Here is an 18,441-nt window from a genome sequence, read left to right on the forward strand (position 1 = left end):
GAGCCTAGCATCAAGAATCAAGAGACAAAATTCTTAAACTGATCAATAGGAATGGCGCTTTAGCCCATTCCTATAAGTAGCATAGATTCTCCTTCACCTCGGTCTGCGTCTTGTTCTTTTCCATTGATGAAAAGAACCAAAAATCTAGGCCATGGAGAATTCTTCAAATTGAGTTGTTTTCGGTTTACATAAATTTCCGTTTAGCTCAATTTGATTTTGTTCCCGTTGATTTTTGCTAAAAATGAGTGGATCTCACTCGTAAACTTCACGAGCTAACTCATTTTCTTCACGCCAAATCAACTGTCCCAAAACCGAATGCTCCAAAGGCCATTTAAGGGTTTTTGAGTTAAAATTTCGTCACCTCGGTCTGTGTCACTCAGACAGAAAACTTTTGCCAGCAAGATGGAACCTAATCTAAGATCGAAATCGAAAGGTCCTCAACTAAGTAATTCCAGACCCCAGTGGGGTCAAAGCTTTATAGCTCAGGGTTTCAACCCTGGGTAAAAATGGATTAGATTTCTCCAGCGCTGGCCCATGATTTTCTTTTAGAGACGGAATCGCTTAGCCAGCAAGATGGAACCTAATCTAAGATTGAAAAAGTTCTGTGGAACTCAGACTCAGACACGTAATGACATCCGTATGATGTGTCCCACAGACCTCGGTCGGGCAAGGCATACACAGGTATGGTTTCAAAAAGCTAATTGTTTCCTTGTTCTTTTCCATTGATGAAAAGAACCAAAAATCTAGGCCATGGAGAATTCTTCAAATTGAGCTGTTTTATATTTAAATAAATTTCCGTTTAGCTCAATTTGATTTTGTTCCCGTTGATTTTTGCTAAAAATGAGTGGATCTCGCTCGTAAACTTCACGAGCTAACTCATTTTCTTTACACCAAATCAACTGTCCCAAAACCGAATGCTCCAAAGGCCATTTAAGGGTTTTGAGTTAATGATTCTACAAACGGAATGTGTCTTACAGACCGAAGTTAATTAGTAAGGAAATGGTCTTTGGGGGAATTACCACGTCGGCCTTTGGCCTCCCTGCCTATCGGCAGACAGGCTTGCAATTACGCCCGAATTCTGCGATTCAATGAAAACCGAATAGGAATATAAACCAAGGTTAAAAAGTATTTACTTTATCCCTAAGAATGTCTTCGACCGATTGCGGACAATATTGTCCGTTTGTTTCAAGAGTTTTTTCAGAGAATTTGCTTAAGGTGCTGATTTTAGGGTTTTTGGATGGCATGAAAGTGGGTTTGAAGAGGTAAGTATTTTCGATTTTTTAAGCTTCATCCGGATAAACAAGTTTAACATGTGGAAAAACTACCTCAAAATTGCATTTCGAAGCCTTCGAAAAAGGAGACTCTTCAGTTTTGTCAATGTCATTGGATTGGTTTTAGGACTAGTCACTTTTCTGGCATTGTTTGCATTTGTTGCTACTGAATGGACTTTCAATGATTTTCATACAAACAAGGACCGACTCTATCGTGTAGTAGTGGTGGAAGGAAATGGCGAGGCGGAAATTTATTTGCCTCCTGGATACGCTACAATTCTTCAAGATCAATTTGCGGACTTGGAGTCAGTGGATCGGATAGCAGGATTTATTGGGGGAGGATTAGTTGCGATTCCGGGAACTGATTTAGCTTTCAAGGAAAATGAGGTGAACTATGTGGAGGGTCGCTTTTTTGAGGATTTTTCATTTCCTGTATTACGGGGAACGACAGATTTGAAGAACTCCCAAACGGCTGTCATCACAGAAGATATGGCCTCTAAGTTTTTTGGAGAGGAAGATGCATTGGGAAAATCATTTTCACTCAGCAATCAATTTGGTAAGCTAGATTATACCGTGACTGGAGTATTATCGGAAATCCCCAATAGATCTGACCTTGGTGCCAATATTTTCTTGTCTATTCATACATTAGAAAACCCTGAAAATCGACGGGGGAATGATTGGGTAGACCCTAATGGTCTTGAGTCCGGGTTTGTAAATCTTTTTGCTTTGACAAAAGAAGGAGTAGAAGCAGAGAACCTATCACAGCAGATCACCGATTTTATCCGAAAAAACCCTGGGTCAGAAGATTTGTCTATCATTCTTCAACCTTTGTCTGAAATTCATTTAGGTGCCAGTATTTCAGATCCCTTGCCTTCTTACGGAAGTCTTTCCACGATTTTGGTTTTTGCAGCCATGGCATTTCTGATTTTGGGAATCGCTTATGTGAATTACCTTAATCTATCTTCGGCGAGTATTTTGACTAGAATCAAAGAGATAAAAATGCGAAAAGTCCTTGGTGCCAAAAGCTGGCAACTGGCAGAGCAATTCATGGTAGAAACCATACTCTTGATGGGAGTTTCGACAGGATTAGGCCTTACCCTACTTTATCTCGGTCAAAATTTGGCTGGATCGATCATCGGGAAAGAACTGTGGCTGGGAGCTTTCCAAACTCCAGTTTTTTGGTTATTGATTTTTGGATTGATAGGGATTTGTGCTTTGGTTTCCGGTTTGTATGTGGTGGCTTTGTCGGGGAAGTTTGATCATAAGTCTCAATTGAAGTTTAAAGCTCCTGAAAGTGAGCTTCTTAAAAAGGGATTGGTGGTTTTTCAATTCGTGATTTCTATAGGAATTATAGTCTGTACTTTGGTCATACATGATCAGTTAAATTTTATGCAGAATCAGGATCTGGGGATGAATCTAGATCAAAAAATCATTGTAGAAGGTCCCAATGATGTAGGAGAAAACAAGATGAATAAAATGGCAAACTTTAAGCAGAGTTTGCTTTCGCAGTCCTTTGTAAAAGGCTTAGGTGCATCAAATGCCTTGCCTGGAGTGAGTTATAATTTCTCTGCCGGCGGCATAACACCGATGGTTCCAAGACCGGAAGACAAAGATAAAAGCTATGCGATGATGATTATGGATGATCAGTTTATTCCAACCTATGAAATTGAACTAGTAGCTGGAAGAAACTTTTCCAAAATTGATGCAGAGCAAGGCTGGGGAGCTTCCAAAAAGTTGATTCTCAATGAGAGCTCTGTGCGGGAACTTGGTTTCCAGAGTCCAGAGGATGCAATTGGAAAAAACATACTTTGGGGAGATCCATACGAAGTGATTGGGGTGGTGAAAGATTATCATCACTTGTCTTTGCGAGAGGAAATTTCTCCCATGATTTTCCTTCCTTCTCAGGCGGATGGTTATTTCTCTTTGGTGGTAGATCCAGACCAGATGGCGTCTCATCTTGCTTCCATCCAAGGTATTTATGAAGAGATATTTCCTGGAAATCCCTTCACATACTTTTTCATGGATGAGAAATTTGCCTCACAGTATCAGTCCGAAAAGCAATTGAGCAAAGCTTTTACCGTGGCTGGAGTCCTAGCGATTTTGATTTCATGCCTTGGGTTGTTTGGCTTGGCGGCTTATAGCGTTCAGCAGCGATCAAAAGAAATCGGTATTAGAAAAGTCCTTGGAGCAAGTAGCGCTAGTTTATTGAGTTTGGTCAGCAAGGATTTTATAATCATTGTAGGTATTGCCATGGTTTTCGCATTTCCGATTGCCTGGTATGTGATGCAAAGTTGGCAGGAAGAGTTTCCGTATCAGGCTGGATTGTCAATTCTCACTTTTTTGGCAGCAGGTGGATTGACTATGTTCATTGCAGTTTTGACAGTGGGTTCGCAAGCTCTTAAAGCTGCTTGGTCCAATCCGGTGGACTCAATCAAAGACGAATGATAATGGATATATGATTTATGATATTTTGAATTGAATATAATGAGATACTATCTTAAAAATTCCTGATAATAAAAGCCCTAAAAAAACCAGTCCCATGTTTAAAAACTACCTTAAAATAGCTTTAAGAAACCTTCAAAAGAATAAAGTTTATACCGCTATCAATGTGTTGGGCTTGACCTTGGGTTTTATGTGTTGTATGCTCATTATGATTCATGTGAAAGATGAACTATCCTATGATAAATTCATTCCGGAGCATGAAAACATTTACCGGGTTGCTTTGGAAAGGATTTACCCGGAACATGTTAATTTCTATTCCATCATCCCGCATAGCTTTGCAGAGGTAATGCAGGAGGAAATCAAAGGGGTGGAAGAAGCCACGAGAATTGTTTACTTCGGTACAGGGAATATCATCACCTTTGAGGATACACCTTATGAGGAGGATTATATTGCAGCGGTAGATTCCAATTTTTTCAACGTTTTTGACTTTGTACTACTTCAGGGAAATCAGGAAACTTCATTGGAAGAACCCAATACCGTAGTGATTTCAGCATCTGCAGCCCAGAAATTATTTAAAGGTGAAGCTGCCATGGGTAAAACCATTAAGCAGGGACAGCAGGAATATGAGATCACAGGAGTCATGGCAGATATGCCAGAAAACTCTCATATGAAGTTTGACTACTTGGTGTCCATTTCTTCCTTTCCTTTTATTGACACCGAAAACTATACCTCTTTTTCTGCCCATACTTATTTAAAAATTGATCCCAACGTTTCTCCTGATCAGGTGGAAAGTGAAATTCCTGCTTTGGTCATCAAATATGCTTCCGGTCAAATTGAAAGGAATCTTGGGATTAGTTATGCAGACTATACGGCAGCTGGAAATGGCTATCATTATTTTCTTCAACCATTGGCTGATATTCATTTGCATTCCAACCTGGAAGGGGAGCTGAAAGCGAATGGCAATTATTTATATGTCTATATTTTCATTTCCATTGCGGTATTCATCCTGGTGTTGGCCTGTATCAATTTCATTAATCTCGCAACAGCCAGATCTGCCGATAGAGCAAAAGAAGTGGGGGTAAGGAAAGCCATGGGATCAGGAAGAAGGCAGATTATCACACAATTCCTATTGGAGGCTGTTCTATTGACTTTTGTGAGTTTGATGCTTGGAATCATATTAGTAAGTCTTGCCGTTCCATTTTTTAATAATCTTGCTCAAAAATCCTTAGTATTTGATTTTGCAGCGATGTTGGCTTCAGTTCCTATGCTATTGCTATTTGGTGTCATCGTAGGTCTACTAGCAGGTTATTATCCTGCATTTCATATCTCCAAGTTTAATACGATTAGCATTTTAAAAGGGAAGCTTCAGACAAGCAAAGGAAACTGGCTTCGAAATGGATTGGTTGTTTTTCAGTTTGGAATCGCTATTGTTTTGATATCGGGGACTTTGATTATCAATGATCAAATTCAATACATTCAGTCTACTAGCTTAGGATTTGAAAAGGAAAATGTGTTGGTCTTAAGAAGATTTGGAAACCAGGAAAATCATGAGGCATTAAAGCAAGAAATTGAAAATATGCCAGGGGTTATTTCCGCAGGAAAAACTAGTACCATGCCTGGTCAGGGTACCTTTGGTGTTCAGTTTACCAAACCTGGTGGAGGAGATGTTTTGACTACCAAAGGTTTTGCAGCAGAGGCAGATTTATTTCAAACGATTGGCTTAGAACCAAAGCTGGGGAGGGTTTTTGATGAGAATTTTAATGATTCGCTTTCTCTAATATTAAATGAAGCTGCAGTTAAGGTATTTTTTGGAGAGGAAAATCCATTAGGGCAGCATTTGACCACTACCAATAATATAGGAGGTGAAAATGTGACTTCAGAGCTTACTGTAATAGGGGTAGTAGAGGATTTTAATTTTGAGTCTTTGCATACGCAGGTTACTCCTTTAGCGATTTTTGACACCAAGAACCCAACGGGCTTTACCAACTTCCTGGCCGTAAGATATGAGGCTAACCGACAAGGGGAAGTAGTAGATCTTATTGAAAACAAATGGGCGGAACAAGCGGATGGTGTTCCTTTATCCTATTATTTCCTTGATAATAGCTTAGCGGAGCTGTATAAGAACGAGCAGACTTCAAGTAAGATACTAGGTGTGTTTTCTATTTTGGCTATTCTGATTGCTTGTATAGGCTTATTTGGTCTAGCTGCCTATACCGCTTTTTTAAGAACCAAGGAGATTGGGGTTAGGAAGGTGTTAGGAGCTTCGGTAGGAAGTATTGTAGTATTGCTTTCGTTGAATTTTGCGAAGCTGGTAGGTTTAGCTTTTATAATAGCTGTTCCAATCGCCTGGTTTGCCATGGACGGATGGCTGGACTCATTTGCCTTCAAGATTGACCTGGGGATTGGTGTATTTTTTATTGCAGGATTACTCACGCTGTTTATCGCTTTGTTGACGGTAAGCTACCAAGCCATTAGTGCTGCAGTAGTAAACCCTGTAAAGAGTCTGAAAAGCGAATAAAAAAGCTTGAAAAAGCGCGCCGGATTTTGAATTGAAATCCCTCAATGTTGTTTTTAGAAAAACCACAAATTTTTCAGAGAGAGGCTTGTGCAAACTTGCACAAGCCTCTCTTATTATTGCACAATGAAGTGAACTTCTGAATTAGTTTGATTACCTGTTTTTACCTGTTTTTTGTCGAAAAAGCTTCTCATTTTCCATAAAACCTTCAAAATAGGGGTGTTTATGTCAAGAAACAGTATTTTTTCGATTTAATACAGTTTGTTTTAAGTATTAAAAACTATGAAATTATACCATTGTTAGTTAAAGAAATATTATTCCTAAATCTAATCATACAAAAATAACGGAATCGATTGCAAGAAGAGGAAGTTTGATGTTATGATTAGCTTTTAGGGATTTGATAAAAGAGTGTGATTAACAACCTTTTTTATTGTTTGATTAGCAATATGAATTATTTATAAAAAACCCAGTAATAACATGAATAAAAAAAGTCTCTTCTATTGCATTCCAGTCCCCGTATTTTCATAAAAAAATCGTTTTAAAGATTTAATCCGGGACAGTCTGTTTATTTAAATAATTGATAAACAGGTAAATGTGATCACTTCTAATTTATAGTTAGTGCTTGGATACAATTTGTTTAAAAAATTGTGTCAGTGGATAACTATTGCGTTTTGGTACTTACATATTTTATGTAGGGTGGAATACTATTGTGTAATAATTAAAACTATTTTCAATCAAACCCATAAATAATATGAAATGTAATTCTTTACAAAAGAATACCTTTTTCATCTGTATGGTGTTGTTCTTGAATACTTCTTATATATCAAATTCTATGGCTCTTAATATAAATAAGAGTATGATAGAATCAGATTATAAAGATGTTGAAGTGAGCGGTACCGTAGTTGATGCTCAAGGATTGCCATTGCCAGGGGTTTCCGTAATTGTTCAAGGAACAACTACTGGTGTGGCTACTGATTTAGACGGGAAATATTCTCTTACGGTCCCAGGACCAGAGAGTGTTCTTGTATTCTCATTTATCGGCTTCAATTCTCAAGAAGTTACGGTAGGGAATCAAACTTCAATTAACATTACTCTTACAGAAAACCTCGCCAATCTTGATGAAGTTTTGGTTGTAGGTTATGGTGTTCAAAAGAGGGGAACCATTACAGGTGCTATTGGTGAAGTAAAAGCTGATGATTTGATAAGAACGCCAGCAGTTACTACTTCGGGTGCATTAGTTGGTAAAATTCAAGGTGTAACAGCAAGACAAACAGATGCTCGTCCGGGAGCAAGTACTACCATTCAAATTAGAAACATGGGTACCCCATTGTTTGTAATTGATGGTATCCCATCTGACGCAGCACAGTTCAACAACCTAGGCCAATCTGATATCGAGAGTATCTCAATACTCAAAGATGCTTCTGCTGCTATTTATGGTATGAGAGCAGCAAACGGGGTGGTTTTGGTTACAACCAAAAAAGGTAGTCAAAATCAGAAAGCAGAGATCAGCCTTTCGGGATATTATGGTCTGCAAAATTTCACTAGGTATCCTCAACCTGCCAATGCATTTCAGCACGTGCGTGCCAATGCGGAATCAGAAGTGAATCTTGGTGGATCGCCTACGATTTCTCCTGAAGATTTGGCCAGATGGGAGCAAGGAACAGAAAAAGGTTTCCAAAGCTTCGATTACTATGATTTCATTATGAAGCCAAATGTGCCTCAATCTTCTATTAATGCAAGTGCTACAGGGGGATCTGAAAACACCAAGTATTTTTTCTCCCTTTCTCATTTAGATCAGGATGCAATGATCGATGATTATTTGTTCCAACGAACAAATTTTCAATCTAATATCGATATGACGCTAGCTGATGGATTTACTGTAGGTACTCAGTTGAGCGGAAGATTGGAAAACAGAGAACAAGTAGGTGTTCCTGGATTGGATGATTACTTCAATCCTTTCCTAAGTATCTTCACCATGTGGCCAACAGAAAGGCCTTATGCAAATGATAATCCTAATTATGTCAATGGGGATGTTCACAATATCAATGTGAACCCAGCCACCTATACCAAAGATATTACAGGGTATATTGATGAAGTTAATAGAGCTATCAAAGCCAACTTTTATGCTCAATATGAATTTGATTTTGGCTTATCCTTAAAAGGAACATACTCTTATAGTTTCAACAACTTTGATTTTGATGGATTTGAGTATACCTACGATGGATACATCTATAATGAAGATACTGATGTATATGAAACTCGTCCAGAGTGGGGAAACCAAAACCCTTGGAGAGAGAGAAGAAAAAGAAACACAATTGATCAAGTGGCTCAGTTCCAAATAAACTACGGTAAGAACTGGGGAGATCACTACGTTTCAGCTATTGCAGCTTATGAAAGATGGAGTAATAACTCGCACAATATGGTAGTTCATACTGTGCCACCAAATAATTATATTCCACTCATGTCTTTTGCTGATCAAGATCTTTTGATAGATCAAATTTATCAAGAGGCTAGAGAGGGTTATTTGGCGAAAATCAATTATAACTACAAAGAGAAGTACCTTTTAGAGCTTTTCGGACGTCTTGATGGATCTTTCCTTTTTGATGAAGAAAACAGGTATGGATTTTTCCCAGGCGTAACTGCAGGGTGGCAAATCTCTGATGAAGGATTTATGGACGGCGTCAAAGGAAACTTCCTAAGTGGATTAAAGCTTCGTGCTTCTTGGGGCCAGACAGGTAGTGATAGATTCATTGGAAGCAATAATTTCATTGTAGATCCATTCAGTTACTATTCAGGTTACAACTTCATTCCTACAGCAGGTGGAAGTGCCATTCTAAATGGGTCTTTCGTTCCAGGTGTAGATCCAAGAGGTATTCCAGTTACTAACCTTTCTTGGATTACTAATACCAATATCAACTTTGGTATTGACTCCTACTTTTTCAAAAATAAATTGTTTGTCCAAGCTGATATTTTTGAAAGAAGAAGAACAGGACTCCCTGCTGGTAGATACGATGTGTTATTACCTACAGAAGTAGGATATACACTGCCTTCTGAAAACTTAGAATCAGATGCTCACCGTGGTATTGAAGGTATTATTACTTATGCTGCTACGGTAGGTGATGTGAATTTCTCTTTAAGTGCCAATGGTACCATTTCCAGACTGAAGATTGTGGAAAGATATAAGCCACGTTTTGGAAACTCGTGGAACGAATATCGTACCGATCAAGAAGGAAGATGGGCAAACATCAACTGGGGTTATCAAGTAGAAGGCAGATTTGAAAGCCAGGAAGAAATTGATAATTATCCTGTAAACATTGACGGACAAGGAAACAGAAACCTTCTTCCAGGTGACTTTATTTATAAAGATGTGAATGGTGATGGAGTGATCAATGGCATGGATGAGAGACCTATTGGATATGCAACAGGAGCAAATCCATACATGAGTTTCGGTTTAAACGGTTCAGTAAATTATAAAGGATTTGATCTTTATTTCAGCTTTGCTGGAGCATCTATGCAAACATTTACTAGAAACTGGGAATTGAGATATCCATTCCAAAACAATGGTACCTCGCCAGATTATATGTTTGAGGACAGATGGCACAGAGAGGATCTGTTCAACACAGATAGCGATTGGGTTCCAGGTACTTATCCTGCCATCAGAAGGTTTGGTGCAAATCACCTATACAATAACAACACCTTCTGGTTGACTAATGTGAAATATATCAGATTGAGAAACCTTGAAGTTGGTTATAGATTACCAGCTCCAGTTTTGGATAAAATTGGTATAAGTACACTAAGAGTATATGCTTCAGGTACAAACTTATTCTCATTGGATAATGTGAAGGACTTTGGAATTGATCCTGAAATCGGTGCGGCTAACGGATTGGTTTATCCTCAGCAACGTTTATTCACATTTGGTTTCAATATCACCCTATAAACGATACTAATATGAAATTATTCAAAAGATATATGTTGGGGTTGGCACTATTGACTGTGATTTCAACCTCATGCGATACGGACTTCCTCGAATTGGAACCGCCTAATATTCTACTTGATGATCAAGTATGGAATGACCCAAAATTGGTAACGGGTGTTTTATCTAACTATTATGATAGACTTCCAACGCATACGACACTAACTGGTGGATGGGCTGATTTTGCTGCCTATGACGAAGCGATGTGGTCTGGATACTCTGGGAATGATGGACTAAATAACATTTTCTCATATAGCTTCAATAGATGGCAGCTTTGGGATTATGGTTTGATTCGAGATATCAATTTGGCAATCGATAAGCTAAATACGATTTCTGAACTTCCAGAAGCTCAAAAGGCCCAGTTTGAAAGTGAACTGCGATTCATTAGAGCGTATGTTTATTTTGAGCATGTGAAAAGAATGGGGGGCGTTCCATTAATTACAGAGGAATTGATCTATGATTTCAATGGTGACCCTACTTATTTACAGAATCCTAGAAATACGGAAGCTGAAGTTTATGATTTCGTGATCAGTGAAATGCAAGACATTTTACCGACAATTGGAAATACCGGAAGTAATACCAGAGCAAATAGATTTACTGCATTGGCTGTAATTAGTAGAGCTGCTTTGTATGCAGGATCTTTAGCTAAATACAATGGAGCTATGGGTTCTCCAATCACTCTTCCAAATAATGAGGTTGGAATTGATCCATCAAGAGCTGATTCCTATTACTCTACTTCTCTACAAGCTTCTCAAACCATCATCAATGAAGGTGGCTACAACTTGTATAATTCTAATCCAGATTTGGGTGAGAATTTCTATGAGGCAATTATCACTAAAAATGGTAATCCAGAAGTGATCTGGGCTCAAGACTATTTATTGTCTGCGGATAAAAGACATGGATTTACTTACGATAATGTAGCTAGATCTGCGCGTGAAGATAACTTAGGTTCTTCGGCCATCACTCCAGGTCTTAATCTTGTGGAGGATTTTCAGTACCTGGACGGAAGTTCAGGTGAGTTGAAAACTCATGAAGCAGATGGATCAGATTATATCTACTATGATGAGGTAAATGAAATCTTCGAAGGTAAAGATGCTCGTCTATATGGTACGGTAATTTACCCTGGTTCTACTTTCAGAGGTCAGGAGATCTTTATGCAGGCTGGAGTCATGGTTTGGAATGGCAGTAGCTATGATCGAATTGAGTCTGACGGTATTGCTACGGAATATGAAGATGGAGGAGTTTTGGTTGCGGCCGGTGGACCTCACCGTTCTATTCAGGAAGTTTCTAACACTGGATTTTATCTAAGAAAGTATGTAGATAATGCTGTAGGAGCTAGTACTCGTGGTATCCGAAGCGAAGTATGGTGGGTAAGATTTAGACTTGGTGAGATTTACCTTAATGCTGCTGAAGCTGCATACGAACTTGGCCAGCCTGAAGCTGTTGATTATATCAATGTGCTAAGAGAAAGAGCTGGTTTTGGAGCAAATAGTTTAAGCAGTTTGACAATGGAAGATATCATGCAAGAGCGTAGAGTAGAGCTTGCATTCGAAGATCATGTAGTATGGGATTATAAAAGATGGAGAGTGGCTCATGAAAAATGGTCAGGAAATCCAGACAACCCTGAAAGTATGATCTATAGTCTTTATCCATACAGGGTAGTAAGACCAGGCGATCCTCGCGATGGTAAATATATCTTCGTGAAATCTGTTGCACCAAGGTTTAGAGCACCAAGATTCTTCCAAATGGGTAACTATTACTCTCAGATTTCTCAGGGTGTAATTGATGCCAATCCGAAAATTGTAAGAAATCCATTCCACTAAAAAGTCGAAGCTATGAAATTGAAATATATAAAAGCGTACATGATCCTGCTGATAGGCCTAATGGCCGCAGGTTGTGAGTTCGATAACTTCGAGGAACCCAAGTCAACACTTTCAGGTAGAATAGTGTACAATGGGGAAGCTCTTGGTCTTCGAAGTAATGGGGTTGAACTCGAACTTTGGCAGCCAGGGTTTGATCTTTACCAAAAGATCCCTGTTTATGTAGCCCAAGACGGCACATTCTCAGCGGTAATTTTTGATGGAGATTATAAGATGAATCTAATCCGAGGTAATGGACCTTGGATGGATAGAACTGACTCTATTGATGTTCAGGTCAGAGGATCACAAATTATTGATGTAGAGGTTCAGCCTTACTATGTTGTGAACAATGCAAGTGTTAGTCCAAGCGGGAATAGCCTATCTGTCACCTTTACGGTTGATGGAGTGAATACCAATAGAGACTTAGAGTTTGCAGGTGTTTACATGGGTAGAACATCCATTACAGATATTGTAAGGAATGAGGGATCTTTTAATGTTCCCGCAGACCAAATTGAAATTGGTATACCCATAACAGTGGAGGTGCCCATACCAGGTGGACTCGCAGGAAGGGGTGATATTTTTGTCCGTGTAGGAGCAAAGACCTCCGGTGTCGCTGAATTGGTTTATACTCAAGTAGAAAATATACCATTGTAATTCTATTGGTTTGGGAGCAATGGTTGGCCAGCTACCTTTTTGGTAGCTGGTTTTTTTTATCCCTACCTGAATTTGGGACTGATTTATACTAGGAAATTATTTGTTCGATTTCGGGCAAAATCTAGGTTGATCGGACAAATAAGTATTCAATAACACCATTTATTTGCTTGAAAGCGCGATTTGGGGCTTGGCACAATCTCTGGAATAGATAGGGAAATCAGCAAAACTTAAGGTAAAATGAATATTTCAAAAATTTACAGTTTGGTTCTTCTTCTATTTTTAATGGGAACCACTGTGCAGGCGCAAACAGAAATCAGAACTCCAGGTGATTTTAATAAAGTAGGATCTTCCGGTTCCTGGGATGTGGTGGTTAGCCTTGGTGACAAAGATGAAGTCAAATTGGTTTCTCACGGTTTTGACCTTTCTAAAGTGATCACAGAAGTTGAGGACGGAAAGCTTGAGATCAAATTGGAAAAAGGAAAATATAGACAAGTGGATTTCACTGCTTATGTAACCGTGAGAGAATTGTCAGCCTTGGGATTAAGCGGTTCAGGAACCATGACAGTGGAATCAGATATTAATTCAGGTAACTTTGCCATAGGAACTTCAGGCTCCGGAGATATCATAATGAAAGAGCTAGACGCAAGAAAACTAAGTGTGGGGATGAGCGGGTCAGGTAAAGTGGTGATCGAAGGTGGATCCTGTGAATCTGCCAACATTGGACAGTCAGGCTCAGGGTCATTTGATGCGCTGGAGTTAATGGCAGGAGATGTGAAAATTGGAAAATCAGGGTCAGGAGCTACTTCAATCGGAGTAAACGGAGATCTGAAAGTTGGGGCCTCTGGATTGGGAAATGTCTATATCAAAGGAAACCCTACCAGCCAATCGATTGGTAGTTCTGGATCAGCCAGGATAATCAGAAAATAAAACCTTCCATAGTTTGACTTGATGATAGCCTCCTCAGGTCAAACTTTATTCACTTTACCCCCAACCAGCCATGTTCAAAAATTACTTCAAAATCGTATTCAGGAACGCCAAGAAGAACCCGCTATATGTTTTTATTAACATTTTGGGTTTATCAATCGGAATGGCTGTCAGTATTTTGATTTTTCTATTTGTACAGCATGAATTGAGCTATGATACTTACCATGAAAATTCGGATCGAATTTATAGAGTATCCAGAAACTGGTATAATCCAGATGGAGAAGTAAGCTTGCATTTGGGGCATGTGGCAGCACCTTTTGGCCCACTGATTAAATCAGATTTTGGGGATCAGGTAGAAGAGGTAGTACGCCTTACCAACAACGGCTTATTGCTAAGGTCAGGCGAGAATTCCTTTATGGAAGAAAATGTGTTTTTTGCTGATCCTGAAGTGTTCGATGTATTTTCTTGGAAGATGATCGAAGGAGACCCTAAAGCAGGATTAAGTGCAGGAGATGGTATTTTGATTTCTGAAGAAATGGCCATCAAATATTTTGGAGATGAATCCGCTATGGGTAAAGAGCTTATTGGTGAAATAATGGGGCTAACCCTTCCTTTTCAGGTACGCGGTGTTTTTGAAACAATCCCGGATAATACCCATATGCATCCCGATTTTTTAGCGACTATGAATCCTGTTATCGAGTTTTATGGTGGACTGGAAGAGTTTATGAAGAATTTCGGTGGAAATAATTTTTCAACCTATGTCTTATTAAAAGAGGGCTATGATTATAAAGCGCTAGAAGCCCAGTTGCCAGGATTGATCGACCGAAACATGAGTGAATCACAGTCTGGGATTCCAAGATCAAAAACTACTGCACTTCACCTTTGGCCAATAGAGGATATTCACTTGTATTCCAACTTGGATTCTGAGATAGAAGCCAATGGAAATATGGACTATGTGTATGTTTATTTTGCGGTTGCCTTGTTCATTTTGCTGATTGCCTGTATCAACTTCATGAACTTATCTACTGCGAGATCTTCCTTGAGATCTATGGAAGTAGGATTGAGGAAAGTAATGGGTGCTGACAGAAGCAGATTAGTTAATCAGTTTATGGGCGAATCATTTGTCATGACCTTCATTTCCTTGGTCTTTGCAGTGATATTGGCCTTCATATTTTTACCTGCATTTTCAGATTTCACTCAAAAAGAGCTTAGCCTAAACTTCTTCAGAAACCCAGAGTATTTACTTGGTCTTGTAGGATTGGCGATAGGAGTAGGTCTTTTAGCGGGAAGTTATCCAGCTTTATTCCTTTCCGGTTTTTCTCCTTCCAAAGTTTTAAAAGGAACCTTCAAAGCTGGTAAAGGACACGAGAATTTCAGATCAATTTTGGTCGTAGGCCAGTTTGCGATTTCCGTAATGCTCATAGTGGCAGTAATCGTGGTTGTTCGTCAATTAGACTTTATGCAATCAAAGGATTTGGGATTTGAAAAAGACGATATTGTAGTCCTACCTAGCAATCCTAAAATTGAAGAAAACTATCAGATCATAAAAGATAGGTTGATGTCTCAACCAGGCATATCTGCAGTCTCTATTTCCAGTCGTGTTCCCTCTGGAAGATTATTGGATTCACAAGGAGGAAGTGCGGAAATCAATGGAGAAATGTCTCAGTTGGAAATAAGGATCGCAGATATCCATGTAGGGCATGAGTTTATCAAAACTTACGGAATTCCGATTGTGGCAGGTAGAGATTTTGATTTTCAGATGGCAAGTGATTCCTCAGAGGCCTTTGTCTTAAATGAATCAGCAATCAGAGAGATTGGATGGTCATCACCGGAAGAAGCAATTGGGAAGAAGTTTAATTATGGAGGCAGAAATGGTTTCGTAACTGGCGTAATGAAAGATTTCCATTTTGAATCTTTACATCAGCCCATTGTTCCCATCGTTTTTATGATAACTCAAGACAGGTCTAACCAACTAAGTATAAAAGTTGATGCCTCCAAAAGGGAAGAGGTTTTAGCTTATTTGGAAAGTGAGTGGGCAGACCTAAATGCAGGGTTCCCATTTGAGCCTATTTTTGTAGATGAAGGGTTCAATCAGCAGTATGAAGCTGAAGATCGCGTAAAAACTATTTTCACTTTCTTCTCAGCTTTGGCAGTACTTATTTCGGTATTGGGATTATTGGGACTGACGACTTTTGCTACAGAGCAAAGAACAAGAGAAATCGGGATCAGGAAAGTGATGGGTGCCGAAACCAGCAATATTTTGATTTTACTAGGGAAGGACTTTATGAAACTAGTGCTTATTGGATTCTTGATTGCCATTCCGATTTCCTGGTTTGGTATGAGTCAATGGCTTCAGGATTTTGCCTATAAAATTGGAATCAGCTGGACCGTGTTTTTATGGGCTGGTCTAATAGCAGGAATTATAGCTGCAGGCACTGTAATGCTTCAGTCCATGAAGGCGGCTTATGCTAATCCTGTAAAAAGTATCAAGAACGAGTGAGTTTTGGAAAGAAGTACCAAGTACAAAGCTTGCCTGCCAAAGGCAGGATTCTAGAATCAAGGGCCAAGAACCTAGGTTAAAAAGAAGGGTGAAGAATTCAGAATCATCAAAATGGATGAAGAAATGGGGATTTTAAACTAGTTCCATGCAACCTTTTTTCACCAAATATCATCTTAAAGTTAAGAGCTTTACTTTCTAAGGTTTAGAGAGTATCAACAGTGAATTTTATAATTTTCCAACATTTCAACTATAATACAATGAAAATTTATTCAAAACTATTTGCAATAGCATTTGTGGCTATGACCATGGTATCATGTGCTATGGCACAGGAGACGGAAACAAGAAACCTCGGGCATTTTTCTGAAGTTCATTCTGGTGGAAGCTGGGAAGTAATCCTAGAGGAAGGAAATACTGAGGAAGTAAGAATTGAAGCTAGAGGTGTGGAATTAAGTAAAGTGAAGACTGAAATTGATGGTGGTACCCTGAAGCTGGGATTGGAAAGAGGGAATTATAGAAATGTCAACCTGAAGTTTTACGTTACATATAAAACCTTAGAAGGTCTGAAATGCTCCGGTTCGGGAGAAATAATTGTTAAATCTGATGTCATATCCGAGGAGTTTAACCTTGGGCTTTCAGGCTCAGGTGATATTATTATGAGAAACTTGAGAGCGGATGAATTAGATGCTTCGATCTCTGGCTCTGCAAAAATCAAAATTGATGGAGGAGCTATCGGAGAAGCAAGTATTTCTCAATCAGGTTCTGGCGATTTTGATGCTGAGGACTTATCTATTGAGGAACTGGATGTGAGAAAGTCAGGCTCCGGAGATACCTACGTAGGGGATTTAGGAGAGATTTCTGTAAGATCGTCTGGTTCTGGTGATATTGTTTACTCAGGTTCGCCTAGAATGGGGGATATCAAAGTTTCAGGATCAAGCAGTATCCGTAAGAGGTAAACCCCTCAATTTCTAGATTCCTGATTTTGGAATCGGGATGACGATAGTAAGGACAACGCAGGTGGGGACAACGCATGCGTTGTCCATACCTTATTTCCTTCCCCATTTAATATCAAAATCCCATAAATAGGATTGGGTATTACCACAAATTCACCCAATTAGATATTTTTTGCATGATTTTTCATTTCATACCAAACAACTGAGGCAATTGTGCTATTTAATTATTAGCCTATTGAAAATCAGTTGACTACATTAAAAATCCGTTTTCAACTTGATAAGATTCTGGGATTTTTTCTTCTCCTAGCATCTCTAATAGGTCAATTTCTATCGCTCTAGATATGGAGGAAATAGGTACGTCGTTGTAACCTCCTTCAAATGGATTCTCTGAATAATCCCCGATTCTATCCACCACAAAGAATGTCCAAATAATGATGGACGAAAAAGGAATGGTAAGCCAATAATGTAAAGCGCTAGATTGTTCAAAAATATCGAGTAGACCAAATGGTATTAATGCACAAAATATATAGGTGATCCAAAGACCTGTGGACGCATATTGTCTTGGAAAAGGGAAGTTTTTGATCCGCTCACTCATTCCTTGATTCGTGTATAATTTGCCAATCAGTTCGTGAATCCATACCTGTTTAATGTCACTGACAAACCCTTCCTGATTTAATTTACCAATTTCAAGACTTTGATTTTTTAGTAACTGCGAAGGAATATTCGAATGTTTTTTTAATTCTGCTAACTCTTCTTCACTGACATACTTTTCGATTTCCGCGAAAATTCCATCATAGTATTCTTTGATAAACCCTGGGATAAAATTCAATTTATTGACTGGAAGGTTATGTTCCCATGTTTTTTCATTCCTCATGACATGTTTCAAGGCTAGAAGCCAGGCAAGGTGCCGATAAATCAACTTCTTCTTACTTTCAAATGGCATCTCTTGATTAGGTAGACTTAAAATTCCTGTGGCAAAGGTTCGGCTTTCATTTACAATTGCTCCCCAGATTTTTCTTGCCTCCCAAGTACGGTCATAGGAACTGTTGTTCTTAAAGCCTAAAAAGAATGCTACCGCAATACCAATCACTGAAATTGGTTCCCAGGGAAGCGAAAATGGAATATTGGTTATTTCGTATAAAAAAATGATGACAAGAGAATAAAGAACACCGTAGATCAGTGAATACTTAGACCACCGAATAGTCATCCAAAAACTATAATACCGTTTGACGTACATATAAAGTATTTTTCTTTTAAACTACTGAAAAATGTTAAAAATCCATTAGCTAAACTGCTGGTATTGTGATAAAAATACTCTTTTTATCTATTTTTTCTTTACTTTTTTTGACAAGA

Annotated in this window: 9 protein-coding genes; 8 read left to right on the plus strand and 1 reads right to left on the minus strand. The window is 38.8% G+C overall.

Annotation, left to right across the window (positions count from 1 at the left end):
- Window positions 1-1,310: 1,310 nt before the first annotated feature.
- The 8 genes from ALPR1_RS08070 to ALPR1_RS08105 all read left to right on the plus strand — a co-directional run bounded on the left by ALPR1_RS08070 (window position 1,311) and on the right by ALPR1_RS08105 (window position 17,091).
- A complete protein-coding gene (locus ALPR1_RS08070) occupies window positions 1,311-3,716 on the plus strand; it encodes an ABC transporter permease (RefSeq protein ID WP_008199821.1) in 2,406 nt (801 codons plus the stop codon).
- Window positions 3,717-3,810: 94 nt separating this feature from the next.
- Window positions 3,811-6,231, plus strand: a complete 2,421-nt coding sequence (locus ALPR1_RS08075; RefSeq protein WP_008199822.1) for an ABC transporter permease — start codon at window positions 3,811-3,813, stop codon at window positions 6,229-6,231.
- An 829-nt stretch (window positions 6,232-7,060) separates the two neighbouring features.
- A complete protein-coding gene (locus ALPR1_RS08080; RefSeq protein ID WP_237701638.1) occupies window positions 7,061-10,165 on the plus strand; it encodes a SusC/RagA family TonB-linked outer membrane protein in 3,105 nt (1,034 codons plus the stop codon).
- 11 nt (window positions 10,166-10,176) lie between these two features.
- Window positions 10,177-12,024 carry a RagB/SusD family nutrient uptake outer membrane protein gene (locus ALPR1_RS08085; RefSeq protein ID WP_008199825.1) on the plus strand — a complete coding sequence of 616 codons (1,848 nt, stop codon included), beginning with the start codon at window positions 10,177-10,179 and terminating at the stop codon, window positions 12,022-12,024.
- A 12-nt stretch (window positions 12,025-12,036) separates the two neighbouring features.
- Window positions 12,037-12,714 carry a DUF3823 domain-containing protein gene (locus ALPR1_RS08090; RefSeq protein ID WP_008199827.1) on the plus strand — a complete coding sequence of 226 codons (678 nt, stop codon included), beginning with the start codon at window positions 12,037-12,039 and terminating at the stop codon, window positions 12,712-12,714.
- A 237-nt stretch (window positions 12,715-12,951) separates the two neighbouring features.
- Window positions 12,952-13,641: a head GIN domain-containing protein gene (locus ALPR1_RS20250; RefSeq protein ID WP_008199829.1), complete on the plus strand. Its 690-nt coding sequence runs from the start codon at window positions 12,952-12,954 to the stop codon at window positions 13,639-13,641.
- Between the two features lie 70 nt (window positions 13,642-13,711).
- Window positions 13,712-16,138, plus strand: a complete 2,427-nt coding sequence (locus ALPR1_RS08100) for an ABC transporter permease (RefSeq protein ID WP_008199831.1) — start codon at window positions 13,712-13,714, stop codon at window positions 16,136-16,138.
- A 257-nt stretch (window positions 16,139-16,395) separates the two neighbouring features.
- Window positions 16,396-17,091, plus strand: a complete 696-nt coding sequence (locus tag ALPR1_RS08105) for a head GIN domain-containing protein (RefSeq protein ID WP_008199832.1) — start codon at window positions 16,396-16,398, stop codon at window positions 17,089-17,091.
- A 247-nt stretch (window positions 17,092-17,338) separates the two neighbouring features.
- Here ALPR1_RS08105 and ALPR1_RS08110 read toward each other — a convergent pair whose 3' ends face one another.
- Complete coding sequence (locus ALPR1_RS08110) at window positions 17,339-18,325, minus strand: bestrophin family protein (protein ID WP_008199833.1); 987 nt, start codon at window positions 18,323-18,325, stop codon at window positions 17,339-17,341.
- Window positions 18,326-18,441: the final 116 nt, after the last annotated feature.

Source organism: Algoriphagus machipongonensis, from assembly GCF_000166275.1.
Taxonomy (GTDB): domain Bacteria; phylum Bacteroidota; class Bacteroidia; order Cytophagales; family Cyclobacteriaceae; genus Algoriphagus; species Algoriphagus machipongonensis.